The organism is Thermococcus radiotolerans (assembly GCF_002214565.1).
Lineage (GTDB): Archaea > Methanobacteriota_B > Thermococci > Thermococcales > Thermococcaceae > Thermococcus > Thermococcus radiotolerans.
The window spans coordinates 761,148-780,318 of sequence record NZ_CP015106.1 but is presented as its reverse complement, the minus strand read 5'-3'; the positions used below and the strand labels follow the sequence as shown (position 1 = coordinate 780,318).

The following is a 19,171-nucleotide window of genomic DNA, read 5'->3' as shown; positions in this document are numbered from 1 at the left end:
AATTCTCGCCCACGTTCCAAAAAGCCTTATAAATCCCCCTAACACCAAATAGGAACTTAGAGGGTGAGAAAATGAAGGCGATCTATCGCGAGATGTGCCCGAACTGCCTAGGTAAAATCTCCGATGAAAGGCTGTACCTCAAGAATCCCTGCAATGAGTGCCTCGATGAAACCGCTCATGCTGACTCTTATTTTGACCTTGTGACCGCAGTTAGAAACGCCCTCCAGCTCAGGGGTACTCTTAAGGAGTGGGAGAGGATATACGGCCTTGAGAAGGGCCTTAGGGAAATCGAGGCCTTCTTTGAGAAGGCCACCGGCTTCACCTTCTGGAGCGCGCAGAGAACATGGGTTAAGAGACTCTTGAAGGGCAGGAGCTTCTCGATCATAGCCCCCACTGGAATGGGCAAGAGCACCTTCGGGGCGTTCATGGCTGTATGGCACGCGACCAGGGGAAAGAAGAGCTACATAGTTGTGCCGACAACCCCACTGGTGATCCAAACAGCTAAAAAACTCCGAGCTATAGCCGAGAGGGCCGGTGTTGAGATAAACCTGGCCTACTACCACGGCAACCTTCGGAAGAAGGAAAGGGAAGAGATGCTGGCCAAGATTCAGAACGAGGACTACGATATCCTCGTTACCAGCGCCCAGTGGCTCGCCAGGAAGTTTGACGATGTCCTCAAGGGCAGGCGCTTTGACTTTATCTTTGTTGACGATGTCGATGCGTTCCTCAAGGCCAGCAAGAACATAGACCGCTCCCTTCTCCTCCTAGGCTTCAACGACGATGTAATCGAGAAAGCCTGGGAGATAATCCGCCTGAAGAAACAGATGTCAAAGTACCTGAACGGCCGCGCGCAGGACAGGGAGGAGAGGCTCAAGGAGCTGAACGGCAGCATAGGGAAGCTCCAGCGTGAAATCGAGGAGTTCAAGGCCAAAAACGGCGTTGGAATAATGATAATCGCCTCCGCCACCGGTTCGGCGAGGGGAGACAGAATAAAGCTCTACCGTGAGCTGCTTGGCTTTGAGGTTGGAAGCGGAAGAAGTGCCCTCAGGAACGTCGTTGACAGCTATCTGAAGCCGAGCAGGGACATTAAGGAGCACGTCGAGGAACTCCTTGAGAGGCTCGGAAAGGGGGGCATAATCTTCACGCCGATTGACCAGGGCCTGACCTACGCCGAGGAGCTGGCCAATTACCTCCGTGAGCGGGGCTTTAGGATAGAACTGGTGAGCTCAAAGAACAGGAAGTCCATCGAGAAGTTCGAAAACGGCGAGGCCGATTACCTCATAGGCTCGGCAACCTACTACGGCTCCCTGGTGAGGGGCCTCGACATGCCCCACCTCATCCGCTACGCGGTCTTTACCGGCGTTCCCAAGTTCCGCTTTTCAATAGACCTTGAAAGGCCCACCATATACCGCGCCCTCGGCCTGCTCAGTGAGATAATGGAGTTTCTGAGCGACGAGGACAGGAAGCAGGCCGAAAAGATGCACGCGAGGCTTAGGAGACTTATAAGGAACATCCCGCAGTTCGAGCTCCTTAAGATTGAGGAGGCCCTGGCTGAGGGACTGCCGATAGAGAACGGCTTCCACAACCACGTTCTTGGCGTTTTCCGCGAGCTGGTCGAGTTCCTGAGGAGGGTTCTCAAGGACGAGGAGGTTCTCAGGAGACTCGCCGAGGATCCATTCATCAGCCTGAAGGAAGAGGAGGGCAAGTGGTACATCGAGATTCCCGATGTCAGGACGTACATCCAGGCCACCGGAAGGACGAGCAGGCTGTTCGCCGGCGGAATCACTAAGGGACTGAGCGTGCTCATAGTTGACAACGAGAAGGTCTTCAACGGCCTCCTCAGACAGATGCGCTGGCGCTTCACCGAGTTCAAGATGGTACCCTTCGAGGAGCTGGACCTCGACGAGGTTCTGAGGCAGATAGACGAGGACAGGGAGAAGGTCCGCCTCGTTATGGAGGGCAAGATAAGCGCCAAGGTCAAGGACCTCGTCAAATCCGCCCTCATGATAGTGGAGAGCCCGAACAAGGCCAGGACGATAGCCAACTTCTTCGGCCAGCCGAGCAAGACGAGGATAGGGGACCTGGTCGCCTACGAGGTGAGCATAGGAAACATGATGCTGACCATCCTCGCTAGCGGCGGGCACATGTTTGACCTTGTGACGAACGAGGGCTATCACGGCGTTCTTGTTGATGAGAAAGACGGCATGCTGAAGTTCATACCCGTCTACGATACCATAAAGCGCTGTCGCGACTGCGGCCATCAGTTCGTTGACTGGGAGGAGAAAGGTGTCTGTCCTCGCTGCGGCTCGACCAACGTCCGCGACGCCCTTCAGAACGTCAAGGCAATGCGCGAGATAGCCCAGGAGGTCGACGAGATACTCATAGCGACGGACCCCGATACGGAGGGTGAGAAGATAGCCTGGGACATAAGGAACGTGCTCAGCCCGTACACACCGAACATCAAGCGCATAGAGTTCCACGAGGTCACGAGACCGGCCATAATGCGCGCCATTGAGGAAGCAAGGGACGTCAACGAGGGTCGCGTTAACGCCCAGCTCGTCAGGCGCATAGAGGACAGGTGGATAGGGTTCGAGCTGAGCCAGGAACTCCAGCGCGTCTTTGAGAACCGCAACCTCTCCGCCGGAAGGGTTCAGACGCCGGTTCTGGGCTGGGTGATTGAGAGGTACAAGGAGTTCACCGAGAGCGAGACCTACTTCATGGGTCTAAAGCTGGAGAACGACCTCCAGATCACTGTGGAACTCGGAAAGGACGGCAAAAGCGTTGAACCGCCCGAATACGTCACTGTCGAGGACGTTCAGCTTGAAGAGCGCGAGCTGAACCCGATGCCGCCCTACACGACTGATGCCATGCTGAAGGACGCCTCGACCTTCCTCAAGCTGTCCGCGCCGGAAACGATGCGTATCGCCCAGGACCTCTTCGAGATGGGTCTCATCACCTACCACCGTACGGACTCAACGCACGTCAGTAACACTGGAATAGAAATAGCGAAGGAGTACATCACCCAGGAGGTTGGAGAGGGATACTTCAAGCCCAGGCCCTGGGGCGAGGAAGGGACTCACGAGGCCATAAGACCGACCAGGCCGATAGACACCGGCAGGCTCATGCAGCTCGTCCGCGATGGGATTATCCAACTCCCCAAGAACCTCACCCGGAACCACTACAGGCTCTACGACATGATATTCAGGCGCTTCATGACGAGCCAGATGAAAGCTGCCAAGATACTCCACGAGAAAGCCGTCATTAACGCGAGTGTTGGAAAGGCCGAGATAGAGGGCTACGTCGAGGTAATCGAGGACGGTTGGACCAAGCTGAGGAACCCGCCCTTCAGACAGCTCCCGAGGCTTGAGAAGGGGGCGAAGCTGAAGGTCGTCGAGTCCAAGAAGTGGAAGGCGCCGAAGGTTTCCCTCTACACCCAGGGAGACATAATCGCCCTGATGAAGGAGCGCAAGATAGGAAGGCCCTCAACCTACGCCAAGATCGTCCAGACCCTGCTCCAGCGCTACTACGTCATCGAGACCCGCGGAAGGAAGAAGCTCGTGCCCACCGAGCAGGGCATCAAGGTCTACCACTATCTCATAAGTAAGTATAAGGAACTCGTCAGCGAGGAGAAGACCAGGGAGCTCGAGGAGATAATGGATCTGATCGAGGAAAACAAGATTGATTACCAAGAGGTCCTCCGTAAGCTTCATGGGGAGATACGCCAGTACCTGGGCTGAGGTTTATTTTTCATACTTTACCCTATGTTTTGGTGTCAATTTGGAATCGCGCTTATTTAGTGCATTGGAGCATGCTTAATCTGTTGCAAATTCATCAATAATGTTACACTACGTTTCGTCTTTTTATTACTCATAGTTCATTTGGTGCTTAGATGGTACCTGTAAATTTTGCTTTTCAGTAAAACCAAAAATTTTAAAATTTATCCAGTAGTAATGCTTTTGTATATCCATGCAACGGCAATAATATCTAGTGAAGTCATCTTCGAATAATCTTCGAAGCATAACCAAAGACACTAACGACGTGTGGAAAAAATTTATATGGAATGAAATCCAAACAAAAAATAGAAAATCGGGTGGTGGTAAGAAATGGTTAAGGACAGGATGGTAGAGCTCCTTCAGGAGCACTTTGAGTTGAACCTCTACGAGGCAAGGGCGTACGTGGCATTAGTCGGTTTTGGAGTTCTCACCCCTGCCGAGCTGGCCAGCGTCTCCGAGGTTCCGGCGCCGAGAACCTATGACGTTCTCAGGAGCCTTGAGAAGAAGGGCTTTGCCATTAGCCAGCCGGGCAAGGTCAACAAGTACAGGCCGGTTCACCCGCAGAACATCCTCGAGAAGTTCATCGAGGAGTGGCAGGAGCGCGTTGCCGAGGAGCTCGAGGCCAAGAAGAAGGCGAAGGAGGAGCTCCTTGAGCTCATGAGCCCGCTCATCGAGACCGAGATTCCGAAGTACGGCGTCGAGAAGGTCTGGGTCGTCCGCGGAATCAGGAACGCCACCCTCAAGACCAAGGAGATGTTCGAGGAAGTCAAGGAGCAGATACTCCTCGCCGACGACGGCTACATCGCGGTCAACCTTGAGAGTGACATCATCAAGGCGATAGACAACGGCGCCAAGGCCAAGATAATAGTCACTGAGACCGTGTTCCACAGGCTCGGCACCTCGAAGATAATGGACTACTACAAGGCTGGCAAGCTTGAGCTCAAGGTCATAGACAAGCTCGAGCTCCCGATGCTCATCTGCGACGACGAGGTCTTCTTCGCCCTCGAGGACATGGCGGCGAGGTACTTCAACTACGAGACCCAGATATGGATCAAGGACTTCCGCGTCAAGGCCCTCTTCGAGGGCAAGTTCAACGAGTACTGGAAGGCCGCCAAGAAGGCCTGATGCCCTTCTTTCCTTTCCTTTGTTCGGTGACGGGGATGTAGTAGAAAAGAAAGGGTTCAGACGTATTTGAACTCTTCTTCGACTTCGCTCGTCTCCTTAATCTTCCAGAAGAGCTTTCCTTCCTTCTGATAGCTCTCAACCTTCCCCTGTTCAACGAAGCGGAGAAGGTAGCGCCTGACCTCCATGGCGGGGAGCTTCGTGATTTCAACTATCTCCTCGATGGTCTTCGGACCATCCTCCAGAGCCTTCAAAACCCTGACGTTCTTCATTCCCCTCCCTCCAGTTTCCTGTACCTTTCCAGCAGTTCTATTATCTTCTCCATTGCCCTTAAGTGTTTCTCAAGTTGCTCAACCTCGTCCGGCAGGGAGTTGGCGAGCTCGTTCAGCTTCTCCATGAGGCGCTCCTCAACGCCTTTCATCTCAGCCTGTCTCTGCTTTTTCCTGTGCTCGCATATCGGGCAGAAAACCCTGCCGTCCTTCTCGAAGAGCGGTGAACCGCACTTGGGGCAGTGCTTGTCGAGCATCTTCGCCCCTGACAGCATGAGGGGCATGAGGACCGTTCTCATCTCCTCCTCGGTGGGTCCCTTGAGCGCCATCCCATCACCCCGTGAGTAGCTGGAAAACCTCAACCAGGGCCTTTTTGCCCAGCCTTGAGCGGCGAATCTTGTCGGAAACCTCGGCTATGTCGAAGGCGATTATCCTGAAGTTTTTCTTTACCTCCTCAAGGAGATTCAGAAGTTCCTCAAGCGTGAGCTCCCCGTGCTGGAAGCGCGCTATCTTGTATTCCGGCCTGAGAACGTCCAGGTCAACCGTCAGGTACACCTCTTCCCCCAGATACCTCTTTGCTTCGGAGATTATCTCGTCGAGGGGGTTCGTCTGGAGGTTCTTGTACGCCCTCCACTTTCCGCGAATCTTTCTGCTCCTCAGGAGGGCCGGGAAAACCTTCACGCGCCTCGTCCAGAGCTGGGTCCGCTCGGTGGTTGGTATCATGAGAACCGGCGCCAGAACCGCGGCCCGGTTCACGATGCGCTCCTCCAGGGCGTAGGCGAGCCATGAGCCGTGGTCGAGGTAGTCGTGCATGAGGTCGGTGTGAGCATCGACGCTCAGCAGGGAACTGGGCCTCAGCTTCTCAATTATGCCGTACGTCGCCAGGTGTTCCCCGACTATGTAAGCGTTGTCGAGGGGAATCCTCTCCGGGAGGAGCTCAACCCTGCTGGATTCGACTATCATGTAATCCTCGATGAGCTTGTTCCTCTTCAAGAGCTGCAGAACGTAGAGAACCCCGTCCCTGTTGGGCTTCTCGCCGAAGGGAATGAACGTTACCATTGATTCCACCCATCTGGAATTGCTCCTTCACTTTTTAAACCTTGGCTGAATCCTTTAACACGATTTTGTAAAATTATGACACCAAAGTTTAAAAAGTAGCCCCCTAAGATTAAAACGAAAACTCCTTGGAGGCGAGGAGATGATACTTCAGGTTGCTCTTGACTTAACTGACGTTGAACAGGCCATTTCTATCGCGGAGAAGGCCGCCCGCGGCGGCGCTCACTGGCTCGAAGTGGGAACACCGCTCATCAAGAAGGAGGGCATGCGCGCGGTTGAGCTTCTCAAGAGGCGCTTCCCTGACAGGAAGATTGTGGCGGACCTCAAGACCATGGACACCGGCGCTCTGGAGGTCGAGATGGCGGCAAGACACGGTGCCGACGTTGTTTCTATCCTCGGCGTCGCCGATGACAAGACGATAAAAGACGCGGTTGAAGTTGCAAGGCGCTATGGAATCAGGGTCATGGTCGATCTAATCGGTGTTAAGGACAAGGTCAAAAGGGCTAAAGAACTCGAGAAGATGGGCGTTCACTACATACTCGTCCACACCGGCATAGATGAGCAGGTTCAGGGCAAGAGTCCACTGGAAGACCTTGAGAAGGTCGTCAAGGCCGTCAGTGTCCCAGTTGCCGTTGCCGGGGGGTTGAACCTCGAGACCATCCCAAAGGTCATCGAGCTGGGCGCCACGATCATCATAGTCGGCGGCGCCATAACCAAGGCCGAAAATCCCGAGGAAGTCACCAGGAGAATAATCGACCTCTTCTGGGGAGAGTACATGATGACCATAAGGAAGGCCATGACGGATATAGTGGACCACATAGACAACGTCGCTGAGAAGCTCAAGATAGAGCAGGTTCGCGGCTTCGTCGATGCCATGATTGGGGCGAACAAGATATTCATCTACGGTGCCGGAAGGAGCGGCCTCGTCGGCAAGGCCTTCGCGATGCGGCTCATGCACCTCGACTTCAACGTCTACGTCGTCGGTGAGACCATAACGCCTGCCTTCGAGCCGGGTGATCTGCTCATAGCCATCAGCGGTTCCGGTGAGACCAACAGTATAGTCGATGCCGCGGAGATAGCCAAGAAGCAGGGTGGAAAGATAGTGGCGATAACCTCCTACGCCAACTCGACCCTCGGAAAGCTCTCCGACGTCGTGGTTGAGATACCCGGAAGGGCCAAGACCGACATCCCGACGGACTACATAGCGCGCCAGATGCTCACCAAGTACAAGTGGATAGCCCCGATGGGAACGCTCTTCGAGGACTCAACGATGATATTCCTCGACGGAGTCATAGCACTCCTCATGGCAACCTTCCAGAAGACCGAAAAGGATATGAAGAAGAAGCATGCGACCCTTGAGTAAGGGGTCGCCATGCAGTCTTTTACCCATCTTTTTGTCGGAATCGGGAACACGGGAGCGAGGATAGTCAACAGCATAACCGCGGACGGCATCGTTAAGGTGACCGTCAACCCTGCCTACTACCTCCTGCCCCGCTTTGATGAGTACGAGGAGAGGCTCAGGAACTTCTTCTCCAGCCTTCCCGAGAACACCTTTCTGTGGCTCGTCTTCGACGACAAGGAGATAAACCACGAACTGAGGGAGATAATAACGGAAAGCGCCCCGAAGGACACGATAAAGCTCGCCTACGTTTTGACGCCGAAAAAAGAACTGGTCACCGAGAAAAAGCCTCCCTGGGCCGGTGACTTTGAAACCGTCTTCTACGACTCCCTCTGGGACTTCTTCCGCAGCGACGACGCCTCGATCTCGGTCGCGTTCCAGGGTGCATCGGAGAACATCGCCGAGATGTTCAGCAGGCTCTACTACTATCTCGAAACGCAGATGCTCGTCAACATCGACTACGCCGACCTGTTCAACATGATCCGCGGCGGCAACGTCGGAATCCTGCGCCTCCTCCGGGAGGTCGACTTCGGCTGGCATTGGGGCATCTGGGACAGGGGTCTCGTGGGAATACTCGTCGGAAGGGAGTTTCCACTGAAGGACGCGCACGGGATACTGGGGCACTTCCAGGAGATACTGGCCGAGAAGGACGTGATATGGGGCGTCGTAATGGACGAGAACCTCACCAGGGAAGTTGAGATACTGGCCCTCCTAGTCAAGAGGTGGTAAAATGAAGGCGGTTCTCTTTGATATAGACGGTACAATACTAACCGAGATGCCGCTCATCCAGCTCTTCCTTCCGCAGGTCTACGACAAGCTCTCGAAGAAGTTTGGGATAAGCAAGGATGAGGCGAGGGAGCAGTTCCTCGGAGAGATATTCGGCAGGAGAGACACCTACGACTGGCACGACTGGAACTTCTTCTTCAGGCTCTTCGACCTCGACCTGAATTACGAGGAGCTGCTCGAGACCTACCCCCACAAGCTCCACGTTTATCCCGATACGGTTCCAACCCTGGAGTGGCTGAGGGAGGAGGGCTACCTCCTCGGGGTCATCACGAGCGGCCCGGAGTACCAGAGACTGAAGCTCAAGCTCGCCGGTCTGCTGGACTACTTCGATGTCGTCGTCACTAGGGACGACGTGAACGCTATAAAACCCGAGCCCAAGATATTTCTCTACGCCCTTGAGGACCTGGGCGTGGAGCCCGGTGAGGCCATGATGGTCGGGGATTCCCTCAGCCAGGACGTTTACGGTGCCAAGAACGTCGGGATGACCGCCGTGTGGATAAACCGCGACGGTGAGGAAGGTTATAACATGGCGGACTATGAAATCAGAACCCTTCACGAACTTAGAAAAATCCTGGGGGGATGGGAATGAAGGAGATATTCGATATGGAAGGCGTTTTCGTCAAGTACCGGGAGAAGAGGGTCAAGCTCGAAAACGGGGACGAACTGGTTCACAGGAGCGAGGAGCCGACGGAACTCTGGTGGAAGCTCAAGGAGGCGGTAAAGGGCAAGAGGGTCAGGATAACCGTCTACGAGGCAGAGGAATGAGCCATGATAGCCCACCTAATCAACACTGACGTTGGCAACAGGGGCACCCTGGGCGTTTACCTCGACTACCGTAGGGAAAACCCCAATTTTTTACATAATTCTGCAAAGATGTTTTTGGATAATTATGAGCGCGTTCTCGTGATAACGGGGTTTCCAATCCCTCCGATGATGCGCGCGGAGACCGACGGCCCGCCGGGAGCACTGGCTCTAGTGAAGGCCGTTGAGACCCTGGGGGGCACCGCCGAGGTGCTTACGTATCCGGAGGTAAAGACCGCCCTGGAACCATTTGGCATCAGGTTCACGGACGAACCGGAGATAGGGGACTACTCCCTCGTTGTAGCTGTGGAAACCCCCGGGAGGGCAGTGGACGGGAGATATTACTCAATGAGCGGCATGGAGATAACGAGGGAGACCTTCGACTGGGCGGTTCTGAGGGCTAGAGAGCTCGGGGTGCCAACGATAGGGATAGGCGACGGCGGAAACGAGGCCGGCATGGGGAAGATAACCGAACTCACCAGAAGGTACGTCCCCCACGGTGATAGGATAGCCAGCATTGTCGAAACGGACGAACTCGTTCTTTCGGCCGTCTCCAACTGGGGAGCCTACGGGCTCGTGGCCCAGGCGTCAATAGAGTTCGGACGGGAGCTCCTCCCCGGCTGGGACGAGGGGGCGATAGTCAGGGTCATATCAAAGCTCGGTCTGATAGACGGGGTCTTCAAAACCCAGACGCCGACTGTTGATGGAATAAGCCTCGACGTCCACGAGAAAATCGTTGAGCTTTTAAACGCCCTCGTAAATGAGGCCCTAAGGTGATGGAATGAAGCTCGATGAGTTCATAACCAACAAGGAAAGCCTCAGGCTCATAGAGAGAACCCGCGAATACGCGCGGCACTTCTTCGAGAGGGAGGGAACCCACGGGTTCAGCCACGTTGAGAGGGTTCTGAACCTCTGTATGCACATCGGAAGGGAGGAAGGGGCGGACCTTGAGGTCTTGGCACTGGCGGCACTGCTCCACGACATAGCGAGACCCCTAGAAAGCTCCGGCAGGGTGGAGGACCACGCCGTTGAGGGCGCGCGGATAGCGCGGCAGTATCTCCGGAGCCTTGGCTACGCGGAGGATAAAATCGAGGAGGTTGCCCATGCCATAGAGGCCCACCGCTTTTCCCGCGGACCCGAGCCGAGAACCTTGGAGGCTAAGATACTCAGCGACGCCGACAAGCTCGACGCGATAGGCGCGATAGGGATAGCTAGGGTCTTTATGTACTCGGGAGAGCACGGGAGGGACATAGAGGCCTCCCTTAGGCACTTCGAGGAGAAGATACTGAGGCTCAAGGACCTGATGTACACTGAAACGGCGAGAAGGATGGCCGAGGAGCGGCACCGCTTTACTGAGGAATTCATCGAGCGCATAAGGCGTGAGATAGAGGGCGAAATCTGAACTTCTTCCTTCTCTTTCCCCTATAATAAGGTTTTTAAATGACTTCTAGAATTAAGGGTTAGCCCTTTAGGTTCATTCTTCAGGCAAAGGGAGGTGAGGAGATGAAGGCGCCAATCTGTGAGGTGTGTTTGAAGACCGACGATATTCTGTGCCCGGCCGACGAGAAAAAACTTCAGGATGGGGTTATTTCCGAGCTGGATGTTAAAGTCGCGAGACTCCTGTACAAGCTTATCGGCGACGTTGACATGGAGTTTAAGAAGGCCGTCGAAGCCGGTGACCTCATAGTCATTGTGGTTGGGGAGGGCGATGTCCCGATAACCATCGGCAAGGGCGGCAAGAACATCAAGGCCCTCATGAGGGAGCTCGGCAAGAGGATACGCGTCATCGAGGCTGTGGAAGTCAAGGGCACCGACGACGTTAAAAAGCTCGCCACGGACCTCCTCTACCCGGCGGGGGTCTTCGGTGTGAACATAGTCTACAAGCCCGGCGGGGGAACCTATTACAAGGTTCTCGTGCTCAACAGGGACAGGAGGAAGCTTCCTGAAAAGGCTGAGGTGCTGGAGAGCATACTCTCCCAGATAGCCGGGGAGGATGTTAAGATAAACTTCATCTGATTCCTTTTTCCCTATGGAGGTTTTGAGGATGTATCGGACGCACTACTCAAGCCAGATTACCGAAGAGCTGAACGGCCAGCGCGTTAGGGTCGCTGGCTGGGTCTGGGAAATCAAGGACCTCGGTGGAATAAAGTTCCTCTGGATAAGGGACCGCGAGGGCATAGTCCAGGTAACGGCCCCCAAGAAGAAGGTCGACCCGGAGCTGTTCAAGCTCATACCCAAGCTGAACGCCGAGGACGTCGTCGCCGTCGAGGGCGTGGTGAACTTCACCCCGAAGGCGAAGCTGGGATTTGAAATCCTTCCCGAAAAGCTTGAGGTGCTCAGCAGGGCCGAGAGCCCGCTCCCGCTCGATCCGACCGGCAAGGTCAAGGCGGAGCTCGACACAAGACTCGACAACAGGTTCATGGACGTCAGAAGGCCCGAGGTAATGGCCATATTCAAAATACGCTCGAGCGTCTTCAAGGCCGTTCGCGATTTCTTCCACAGCGAGGGCTTCATCGAGGTGCACACACCCAAGATAATAGCCACCGCCACCGAGGGCGGAACCGAGCTCTTCCCCATGAAGTACTTCGAGAAAGATGCTTTCCTCGCCCAGAGCCCGCAGCTCTACAAGCAGATAATGATGGCCACCGGCCTGGACAGAGTCTACGAGATAGCCCCGATATTCCGCGCCGAGGAGCACAACACCACGAGACACCTCAACGAGGCCTGGAGCATCGACGCCGAGATGGCCTTCATCGAGAACGAGGAAGAGGTAATGAACCTCCTCGAGAGGCTCGTCGCGCACGCCATCGAATACGTCCGCGAGCACAACGTCAAGGAGCTCCAGACCCTCGGCTTCGAGCTGGAGGAGCCAAAGCTGCCATTCCCGCGCGTCACCTACGAGGGGGCCCTGGAGATACTCGCGGACCTGGGCAGGGAAATTCCATGGGGCGAGGACATAGACACCGAGGGCGAGAGGCTCCTCGGAAAGTACATGCTCGAAAACGAAAACGCGCCCCTCTATTTCATATACCAGTATCCCAGCGAGGCAAAGCCGTTCTACATAATGAAATATGAGAACAGGCCGGAGATAAGCCGCTCCTTCGACCTCGAGTACAGGGGGATAGAGATAACCTCCGGCGGCCAGAGGGAGCACAGGGTTGACGTCCTCGTCGAGCAGATCAAGGAGAAGGGACTCAATCCAGCCAGCTTTGAGTTCTACCTCAAGGCCTTCCGCTACGGAATGCCGCCGCACGGCGGTTTCGGCCTCGGTGCCGAGCGCTTGGTGAAACAGATGCTCGACCTCAACAACATCAGGGAAGTCATCCTGTTCCCAAGGGACAGGAGAAGATTAACACCGTAACATCTTTATATCACCTTTTCCTTTTGGTGATTAGTTAACTACTCTTTGGAGGCTGGAGATATGAAAAAGGTAGCCGCTTTAATCCTGCTGGGCCTGATGATTCTCTCCCTGACACCTGTGGTGCACCTAGTAAAATCCGCAAGCGTGCCGGAATACGCCAGCATATCCAGCGTCTCCCTGGGTCTGGGAGACAAGGCTGTTCTGGGTCCGTTTGAGGTCCAGTTCGCCGACGCCAATCCCAACTGGAGCAAGATATACATTCAGGTCGACGGCCCCCAGGGCCCCCTCAGGTACGTCATCAGCCAGGATGGATACCTCCTCTATCCATCGAGCGCGAACGTCTACCTGAACGTGAGCCTCGTGTGGATCAGGTACGACACCAAGTCCATCCTCCTTGAGCTGAAATCGCCCCTCCAGAAGGTCCTCTCCGGCAAGAACCTTGTGGTTGGGAACGAGCTAACCCTGCCGGAGGGCTTCCCGCAGATTAAAATAAAGCTGACCTCGGTTTCCGGCGATACCGCCTCGTTCAAGGTCACCATGCCCTACGGCGACATATACACGCTCACCATAGACAAGGGCTCCGCCGGTAGCGTGAGGTACAAGCTTGACTCAAGCCACTCATACTCCAACTACCTGTCCATAGAGGTTACAAACACCGTGAACAACGGCGCCACGATAAACGTCTACGTCCCCAAGGTCGCATCCACAAACTTCCAGATCGTCAAAAAGGGCGGTGAGGTTAACCCGCCCGAGCAGGTTGAGACCGTCCTCCTCTACAACGACCTCCTCTACGTCAACGAGAAGCTCCCCATAACTGCGGACAACACCACGTACTACATCAAGCTCGTTTCAACGATTCCCGATGTGGTTAAGGTTGAGGCCTTCAGAGGGGACTACAGCCTGGGAACGATGCTCCTTGAGGTCGGAGACGAGCCAAAGAACGTTCCAAACGCCCCCCTGAAGCTCTCGGTTCAGAAGGTTGAGCCCGACTACAAGAGAGCGATAATCAGGGTTTACGGCCCTGCCGGTGCTCAGGTGACTCCGATTCTCAGGCAGGCCAACGTTATAGCCAAAATAGATGCCGTTCCAAAGGCGATGCTGCTCAACGACAACCTCGTGGTCACGATAAACGTTCAGAACCTCGGAAGGGGAGATGCCTACGACGTGAGCGTTGCCGCGCCGATACCCAACGACTTTGAGCTCGTGAGTATGACCAAAACCTGGACCCTTAAGACCTTCCCTGCCTTCACCAGCATGCCTGCGCTCATCTACGTCCTCAAGCCCACCAAGGTCGGCGAGTTTGAGATTGGGAAGGCCATAGTTACCTTCTACGACGACAAGAGCCTCGAGACCGGAAAGAAGAGGACGATATACTCCCCGATTCTCAGCGGCATTAAGGTCTACAACATACCCGCCATAGACGTCACCGCCCAGGCTTACAACGGCACCTGGGGCAACTACGTGAGCGCAAAGGTCGGCGATACCGTCAAGGTCAAGTTCATGCTCTCAGCTGACGAGGGCAACCCGGACTACGAGTTTGTAACGAACGCCACGCTCCTCCTAGACCTCCCGGCCAGCCTTGACGGACAGTCATCAATCAAGATAGGGACCATTAAGGCCGGAGAAACCAAGACGGTTCAGATAGACCTGACCGTGCTCAGGGAAAACCTCACCAACATAGGGGCTACGCTCGTCTACCTCGACCCGCTCGGAAACGAGCACAGGCTTGAGCTCGGCAACCTCGTTACCATCAACAGCATTCCGCCCAAGGTTATCGTGGAGGAGGTCAAAGTCTGGCCGACCCCGGAGGAGCTTCCGGGCTATGTCAACCAGACCCTCGCCAAGATGAGCGACCCCACTCCTCTCGCCGAGGAGCTCAAGGGTATTGCCGAAACCTACAGCCCAACCGGCAACCCATGGAAGCCGCTCGCGATACTCCTCATCATAGTGGCCTTCGTGCTCGCTGGAGTCGCCTACAAGTACTGGGACGAGTCCGAGAAGCTCAGGGAGAAGCTCGAGAGGAAGAAGAGCAGGCGCCCAGGAGGACTGCCGAAGAAGGCCGAGGAAGAGGAGAAGGAAAGCACCGAGATAACCGAACTCTGACCTTTCTTTTCCTTAAATTTATAAGCCCCTTTTCTCACTTCCTTCGGGATGGGAGATGTTCAGATACAAGCAGGTCATAGTCGCGAGGAAGGATTTGAAGCTCAGCAAGGGTAAGTTCGCCGTTCAGGTTGCCCACGGAGCGGTTACCGCTGCGCTGAAGGCTCAGAAGGAGAAGCCCGAGTGGTTCAAGGCCTGGTTCCACGAGGGGCAGAAGAAGGTCGTCGTTAAGGCCGAAAACGAGGGGGAGCTCTTCGAACTGAAGGCTCACGCGGAGAAGCTCGGCATCCCCGCGGCGCTCATCAGAGATGCCGGCTTAACCGAGATTCCTCCGGGAACGATAACGGTTCTGGCGATCGGCCCGGCCCCGGAGGAGCTAGTTGACAAGGTTACCGGCCATCTGAAGCTGGTGTGAGCCATGGACTACCGCGAGTTCTTCTCCCAGTTCATGTATCTGAGCGAGGGGCCCGGTATCGGCGGGAGGATAAAGGTCCATCCCGAGGATTTCGTGGTCATTGAAGACCCCCTTCCCTCGATTTTCGAGGGCAGGAAGCATGCCATCTTCTTCCTTAAAAAGAGGAACTGGGACACGATGAGCGCGGTGAAGGAGATAGCGAAGCGCGCCGGGATCAACTACAGGGACATCGGCTTTGCCGGGACGAAGGACAGGCATGCGGTGACGTATCAATACATAAGCGTGCCTCAAGATGCGAAGGAGAAGGTTGAAAACGTTCGGATCAGAGACGTTGAGCTCCGCTTCGTTTCCTACGGTCGGTTTATAAAACTCGGTCACCTCCTCGGAAATCGCTTCAAGATAATCGTGAGAGAGGTTGATGAAAAGGCCTTCGAGCGGAGTAAGGAAATAATGAGAGAACTCCGCGGTAAAGGCGGCTTTCCGAACTACTTCGGCTACCAGCGCTTTGGAGAGCGGCGCGTCACGAACCACCTCATAGGAAAGCTCCTCCTCCAGGGAGATTTTGAGGCTGCGGCGAGGCTGTTCCTCGGAGCACACGAGGGTGGCATGGAGGGCGACGAAGCCAGGAGGCGCTTCTGGGAGACGGGCGACGTTGAGAGGGCCTTAGAGGAATTTCCGAACTTCCTGCGCTATGAGAGAACGCTCCTCTACCGCTACAAGGAGACGGGAAGCTGGAGAAGGGCCTTCCTCTCGCTGCCCCTCCCGATAATGCGCATCTTCATCCACGCCTACCAGAGCTACCTCTTCAACATCTACATTTCCAGGAGGATTGAGAGGGGCATTCCCCTGAACGAGGCCCTCGTCGGCGATATCGTCGTTCAGGTCAAAGGGGGAATTCCCTACCGCGACAGAACGTACCGCGTCACCGAGACGAACATCGACTTCGTAAATGAAAAGATACGGCGCGGCGAGGCCGCCCTTAGTGGCCCGCTCTTCGGCTTTGCGATGAGGATGGCCAGGGGTCTTCCGGGGAAGCTTGAGGAGGAGATTCTTGCGGAGGAGGGCATAACGCTCGAGACCTTCAGAAAGCTTCCCAAGCCGATGGCCGAGCCCGGCGGCAGGAGGGAGCTTCTGATTAGGCCCCTAGGAATGACCTACGGCTACATCCCCGGAACGGGCATGTACTTCCGCTTCTTCCTTCCGAAAGGAACATACGCAACCAGCGTGCTCAGGGAGATAATGAAGGACCACTGATGTCCAGTAAGCCTTTTATCGACTTTTTTCAAGCAGATTGCGGGTGAGAGGATGATAAAGGCAATATCCCTAGACATAGACGGCACTATCACTTATCCTGACAGGCGGCTCCATGAAGATGCCCTGAGGGCGATAAGGCTCGCTGAGAGCCTGGGCGTTCCCGTCATGCTGGTCACCGGCAACTCCGTTCCCTTCGCGGAGGCAATGGCGATAATGATAGGCACCAGCGGCCCGGTGGTGGCGGAGGACGGTGGAGCCCTGTCCATAAGGGACGGACGGCTGAGAAAGAGGATTTACCTGACGAAGATGGACGAGGAATGGATTCTCTGGAGCGAGGTGAAGAGACGCTATCCAGAGGCAGTCATGAGCTTTTCGATGCCGGAGCGGAAGGCCGGCCTCGTGATTCTGAGGACCATCCCCGTCGAGGCCGTGAAGGATATAATAGCGGAGCTCGGGCTCAACCTCATCGCCGTTGATTCAGGCTTCGCGATACACGTCAAGAAGCCATGGATAAACAAGGGTACCGGGCTTGAAAAGGCCTGCGAGGTGCTCGGGATAGAGCCCAAGGAGGTCGCCCATATCGGGGACGGGGAGAACGACCTCGATGCCTTCAGAGTAGTCGGTTATCGCGTCGCCGTTGGCCAGGCGCCGGAGAGCCTGAAAAGAGAAGCCGACTACGTGACGAAAAAGACCTACGGGGAGGGCGGAGCGGAGGGAATCCTTCACGTACTGGAGAAGTTCGGCTACCTTGGTGATGTCGATGAGGATCCGCTTGGCGACTCTCGATGACGTTGAGGGGATAGTTGCACTCCACACGGCCGGCGAGAGGTTCAACGGCGGCATCTACGAACGCTACAGCAAGGGCGGGCCATGGACGGCGGTTGAGACCTGCGCGATACACATCAATAACCTTCTGCGGGATAACCAGCTGGTCGCCGTTGCTGAGTTGGACGGAGAAATCGTGGGCGAGGTGGAGGTTCTATTCTCTGAGGAGCCAATTAACGGGAAGCTTATGCAAATAGCCCATATTGACGTCATCGAGGTTCACCCGGATTACAGGGGCAGGGGCATTGGAAGGGCGCTCATCGAGTTCGTTGAGGAGGTCGCTAGGGAGCGGGAGGTCGAGATGCTGACCGTCCAGCCGGATACGGATGCGGAGGGGTTCTACAGAAAGCTCGGCTTTAACGTTGAACTCTTCACGGGAACGATCCTGTGGGTGCCCGCGAAGGGAAGGGGGACGGTAGAACCTTTGGAGTTTGGCTGGGAGGACGTTAAGAACCTCGAACTGGTCGCTGGTCGCTTCCAAAGCTCCTACAGCATGTTCTTCTCGGCCTTTAAGGACAACATCGCTGGGATTCACTATACCGTAGAATCAGGAAGGAGCGGCGGCTCGTACTACGCGCTGAAAAACCTTCCGGGGAGAGAGGGCGTTGCGCTCCTGCTCTGGGGCAGGATTGAGGATTTGAAGGCGGTTCTTGGCAGGGCGAAGATCCTCGGGTTTGAGCGGGTTCTGACACTCCTGCCGGGCAGCGTTGAGAGCTTCGGCGCTGAAAAGGTGGGAAAAATTAAGATACTCGCGAAGGAGCTCACCTGAGGAACTCAATGGCGAGGGCAACTTCCATCGCCGTTCCGAGATGGAGAACCTCCTCGTCAACGTCGAACCTGGGATGGTGGTGCGGGTAGATTATCCCCTTTTCCTCGTTGTATATTCCGAGCGTCAGGAACGCTCCTGGGACTTTCTGGAGGTAAAAGGCAAAGTCCTCGGCCCCCATGGTTGGCTCAACATCGCCATACCTCAGACCGTACTTTTCGGCCACCTTTCTGGCAAAAGCCGCCATGTTCTTATCGTTAACGGTCGGCGGGACGAGCTCCTCTATTGACAGCTCGTAGGAAGCCCCGTGCGCCTTCGTGACACCTTCGAGTATCTCCCTCATGCGCCTCTGAATCAACTCGCCTACCTCGTGCTTGAAGAACCTTATCGTCCCCTTCATCTCGACTTCCTCTGGAATCACGTTGAAGGCCGTTCCGGCGTGTACTGCAGTGACGCTGACAACTCCCGTCTCAATCGGAGGGACGTTTCTGCTCGCTATGGTCTGGAGTGCAAGTATTGTTTCCGCCGCTATCGGGATGGGGTCAACGGTCTGGTGCGGCGATGCTCCGTGGCCGCCTTTTCCTATTACCCGTGCCTTGAATATGCCCGCACCGGCCATGAACGGGCCTTCCTTTATGCCGATGATCCCGCTCGGGAGGTCGTGCCAGACGTGGAGGCCGAACACCGCATCCACGCTCTCCAAGGCTCCCCCTTCGATCATCTTCACCGCTCCGTTGCCGCCCTCCTCGGCCGGCTGAAAGATGAGCCTCACCCTGCCGTTGAACTCATCGATGTGCTCCGAGATTATCTTTGCGGCTCCAAGGAGCATGGCCGTGTGTGCGTCGTGTCCGCAGGCGTGCATTTTTCCGGGAACGCGGGACTTGTAGGGGACGTCGTTCTCCTCCTGAACGGGCAGAGCGTCCATGTCCGCCCTGAGGGCTATTGTCTTCTCGCCATCTCCGATGTCTGCTATTATCCCGGTTCCGACGCGCTTTATCCTGTACCCCCATTCACGGAGGTGCTCCTCCACAATTTCCGAAGTTCTCTCCTCCTCGTACTTGAGCTCGGGGTACATGTGGAAGTCCCTTCTCCAGGCTATTATCTCGTCCTTAATCCTCAGGGCTTCGTCGAGTGGGTTCATGGTCTCACCTGGAATGAAAATCGTAAAACTCCCATATTAACTTTTCGATGCTTATCTTAATGAACTTCACAACTTCTGAAAACGTTGCCTCTTTCAGCCGATG

General features: G+C 55.5%; 19 protein-coding genes. 15 read left to right on the top strand and 4 right to left on the bottom strand.

Features of this window, described 5'->3' with window-relative positions:
• The first annotated feature begins 71 nt into the window (after window positions 1–71).
• A complete protein-coding gene (gene rgy, locus A3L10_RS04245; RefSeq protein WP_088866544.1) occupies window positions 72–3,737 on the top strand; it encodes a reverse gyrase in 3,666 nt (1,221 codons plus the stop codon).
• Between the two features lie 366 nt (window positions 3,738–4,103).
• On the top strand, window positions 4,104–4,898 hold the full coding sequence (gene trmBL2 / locus A3L10_RS04240) for an HTH-type transcriptional regulator TrmBL2 (protein ID WP_088866543.1): 795 nt from the start codon (window positions 4,104–4,106) through the stop codon (window positions 4,896–4,898).
• Window positions 4,899–4,954: 56 nt separating this feature from the next.
• Here the strand turns inward: trmBL2 and A3L10_RS04235 are convergent, their stop codons facing one another.
• From A3L10_RS04235 to A3L10_RS04225, 3 genes are read right to left on the bottom strand one after another with little or no spacing between them, the layout of a single operon-like run.
• Complete coding sequence (locus A3L10_RS04235) at window positions 4,955–5,167, bottom strand: ArsR family transcriptional regulator (protein WP_088866542.1); 213 nt, start codon at window positions 5,165–5,167, stop codon at window positions 4,955–4,957.
• On the bottom strand, window positions 5,164–5,493 hold the full coding sequence (locus A3L10_RS04230) for an Sjogren's syndrome/scleroderma autoantigen 1 family protein (protein ID WP_088866541.1): 330 nt from the start codon (window positions 5,491–5,493) through the stop codon (window positions 5,164–5,166). Before A3L10_RS04230 ends, A3L10_RS04235 begins: the two co-directional genes overlap by 4 nt.
• A gap of 4 nt (window positions 5,494–5,497) precedes the next feature.
• On the bottom strand, window positions 5,498–6,223 hold the full coding sequence (locus tag A3L10_RS04225; protein ID WP_088866540.1) for an arginase family protein: 726 nt from the start codon (window positions 6,221–6,223) through the stop codon (window positions 5,498–5,500).
• Between the two features lie 139 nt (window positions 6,224–6,362).
• Here A3L10_RS04225 and hxlAB point away from each other — a divergent pair, with 139 nt between their 5' ends.
• The 13 genes from hxlAB to A3L10_RS04160 all read left to right on the top strand — a co-directional run bounded on the left by hxlAB (window position 6,363) and on the right by A3L10_RS04160 (window position 17,930).
• Window positions 6,363–7,583, top strand: coding sequence for a bifunctional 3-hexulose-6-phosphate synthase/6-phospho-3-hexuloisomerase (gene hxlAB / locus A3L10_RS04220; RefSeq protein WP_088866539.1), 1,221 nt, complete (start codon window positions 6,363–6,365; stop codon window positions 7,581–7,583).
• A gap of 9 nt (window positions 7,584–7,592) precedes the next feature.
• Window positions 7,593–8,348 (top strand): hypothetical protein, encoded by a 756-nt coding sequence (locus A3L10_RS04215; RefSeq protein ID WP_088866538.1) that lies wholly within the window; start codon window positions 7,593–7,595, stop codon window positions 8,346–8,348.
• 1 nt (window position 8,349) lies between these two features.
• Entirely contained in the window at window positions 8,350–8,994 is a 645-nt protein-coding gene (locus tag A3L10_RS04210; RefSeq protein ID WP_088866537.1) for a TIGR02253 family HAD-type hydrolase, read from the top strand.
• Window positions 8,991–9,170 (top strand): hypothetical protein, encoded by a 180-nt coding sequence (locus A3L10_RS04205; RefSeq protein ID WP_088180071.1) that lies wholly within the window; start codon window positions 8,991–8,993, stop codon window positions 9,168–9,170. The genes A3L10_RS04210 and A3L10_RS04205 overlap by 4 nt, the downstream gene beginning before the upstream one ends.
• Before the next feature lie 3 nt (window positions 9,171–9,173).
• Complete coding sequence (locus A3L10_RS04200; protein ID WP_088866536.1) at window positions 9,174–9,983, top strand: glutamate cyclase domain-containing protein; 810 nt, start codon at window positions 9,174–9,176, stop codon at window positions 9,981–9,983.
• Between the two features lie 4 nt (window positions 9,984–9,987).
• Window positions 9,988–10,608 carry an HD domain-containing protein gene (locus A3L10_RS04195; protein ID WP_088866535.1) on the top strand — a complete coding sequence of 207 codons (621 nt, stop codon included), beginning with the start codon at window positions 9,988–9,990 and terminating at the stop codon, window positions 10,606–10,608.
• Window positions 10,609–10,709: 101 nt separating this feature from the next.
• On the top strand, window positions 10,710–11,222 hold the full coding sequence (locus A3L10_RS04190) for a KH domain-containing protein (RefSeq protein WP_088180074.1): 513 nt from the start codon (window positions 10,710–10,712) through the stop codon (window positions 11,220–11,222).
• 28 nt (window positions 11,223–11,250) lie between these two features.
• Complete coding sequence (gene aspS / locus A3L10_RS04185; RefSeq protein ID WP_088866534.1) at window positions 11,251–12,567, top strand: aspartate--tRNA(Asn) ligase; 1,317 nt, start codon at window positions 11,251–11,253, stop codon at window positions 12,565–12,567.
• Between the two features lie 60 nt (window positions 12,568–12,627).
• Complete coding sequence (locus A3L10_RS04180; RefSeq protein ID WP_088866533.1) at window positions 12,628–14,670, top strand: COG1361 family protein; 2,043 nt, start codon at window positions 12,628–12,630, stop codon at window positions 14,668–14,670.
• A 55-nt stretch (window positions 14,671–14,725) separates the two neighbouring features.
• Complete coding sequence (gene pth2, locus A3L10_RS04175) at window positions 14,726–15,082, top strand: peptidyl-tRNA hydrolase Pth2 (protein ID WP_088180077.1); 357 nt, start codon at window positions 14,726–14,728, stop codon at window positions 15,080–15,082.
• 3 nt (window positions 15,083–15,085) lie between these two features.
• Window positions 15,086–16,336 (top strand): tRNA pseudouridine(13) synthase TruD, encoded by a 1,251-nt coding sequence (truD, locus tag A3L10_RS04170; RefSeq protein WP_088866532.1) that lies wholly within the window; start codon window positions 15,086–15,088, stop codon window positions 16,334–16,336.
• A 51-nt stretch (window positions 16,337–16,387) separates the two neighbouring features.
• The gene (locus A3L10_RS04165) at window positions 16,388–17,125 is read left to right on the top strand and encodes a phosphoglycolate phosphatase (protein ID WP_088866531.1); all 738 of its coding nucleotides are present in this window, start codon (window positions 16,388–16,390) and stop codon (window positions 17,123–17,125) included.
• Entirely contained in the window at window positions 17,091–17,930 is an 840-nt protein-coding gene (locus A3L10_RS04160; protein WP_232461017.1) for a GNAT family N-acetyltransferase, read from the top strand. Before A3L10_RS04165 ends, A3L10_RS04160 begins: the two co-directional genes overlap by 35 nt.
• On the opposite strand, the gene A3L10_RS04155 is transcribed toward A3L10_RS04160, so the two are convergent.
• Window positions 17,923–19,068: a M20 metallopeptidase family protein gene (locus tag A3L10_RS04155; protein ID WP_088866529.1), complete on the bottom strand. Its 1,146-nt coding sequence runs from the start codon at window positions 19,066–19,068 to the stop codon at window positions 17,923–17,925. The genes A3L10_RS04160 and A3L10_RS04155 overlap by 8 nt on opposite strands.
• Between the last annotated feature and the right edge of the window lie 103 nt (window positions 19,069–19,171).

Coding starts and splice junctions, on each gene's coding strand:
- A3L10_RS04205 (WP_088180071.1), top strand. CDS start 8,991: ATGAAGGAGATATTCGATATGGAAGGCGTTTTCGTCAAGTACCGGGAG.
- A3L10_RS04215 (WP_088866538.1), top strand. CDS start 7,593: ATGCAGTCTTTTACCCATCTTTTTGTCGGAATCGGGAACACGGGAGCG.
- hxlAB (WP_088866539.1), top strand. CDS start 6,363: ATGATACTTCAGGTTGCTCTTGACTTAACTGACGTTGAACAGGCCATT.
- truD (WP_088866532.1), top strand. CDS start 15,086: ATGGACTACCGCGAGTTCTTCTCCCAGTTCATGTATCTGAGCGAGGGG.
- A3L10_RS04210 (WP_088866537.1), top strand. CDS start 8,350: ATGAAGGCGGTTCTCTTTGATATAGACGGTACAATACTAACCGAGATG.
- A3L10_RS04160 (WP_232461017.1), top strand. CDS start 17,091: ATGTCGATGAGGATCCGCTTGGCGACTCTCGATGACGTTGAGGGGATA.
- A3L10_RS04200 (WP_088866536.1), top strand. CDS start 9,174: ATGATAGCCCACCTAATCAACACTGACGTTGGCAACAGGGGCACCCTG.
- A3L10_RS04195 (WP_088866535.1), top strand. CDS start 9,988: ATGAAGCTCGATGAGTTCATAACCAACAAGGAAAGCCTCAGGCTCATA.
- A3L10_RS04190 (WP_088180074.1), top strand. CDS start 10,710: ATGAAGGCGCCAATCTGTGAGGTGTGTTTGAAGACCGACGATATTCTG.
- rgy (WP_088866544.1), top strand. CDS start 72: ATGAAGGCGATCTATCGCGAGATGTGCCCGAACTGCCTAGGTAAAATC.
- pth2 (WP_088180077.1), top strand. CDS start 14,726: ATGTTCAGATACAAGCAGGTCATAGTCGCGAGGAAGGATTTGAAGCTC.
- A3L10_RS04155 (WP_088866529.1), bottom strand. CDS start 19,068: ATGAACCCACTCGACGAAGCCCTGAGGATTAAGGACGAGATAATAGCC.
- aspS (WP_088866534.1), top strand. CDS start 11,251: ATGTATCGGACGCACTACTCAAGCCAGATTACCGAAGAGCTGAACGGC.
- A3L10_RS04180 (WP_088866533.1), top strand. CDS start 12,628: ATGAAAAAGGTAGCCGCTTTAATCCTGCTGGGCCTGATGATTCTCTCC.
- A3L10_RS04225 (WP_088866540.1), bottom strand. CDS start 6,223: ATGGTAACGTTCATTCCCTTCGGCGAGAAGCCCAACAGGGACGGGGTT.
- A3L10_RS04235 (WP_088866542.1), bottom strand. CDS start 5,167: ATGAAGAACGTCAGGGTTTTGAAGGCTCTGGAGGATGGTCCGAAGACC.
- A3L10_RS04230 (WP_088866541.1), bottom strand. CDS start 5,493: ATGGCGCTCAAGGGACCCACCGAGGAGGAGATGAGAACGGTCCTCATG.
- A3L10_RS04165 (WP_088866531.1), top strand. CDS start 16,388: ATGATAAAGGCAATATCCCTAGACATAGACGGCACTATCACTTATCCT.
- trmBL2 (WP_088866543.1), top strand. CDS start 4,104: ATGGTTAAGGACAGGATGGTAGAGCTCCTTCAGGAGCACTTTGAGTTG.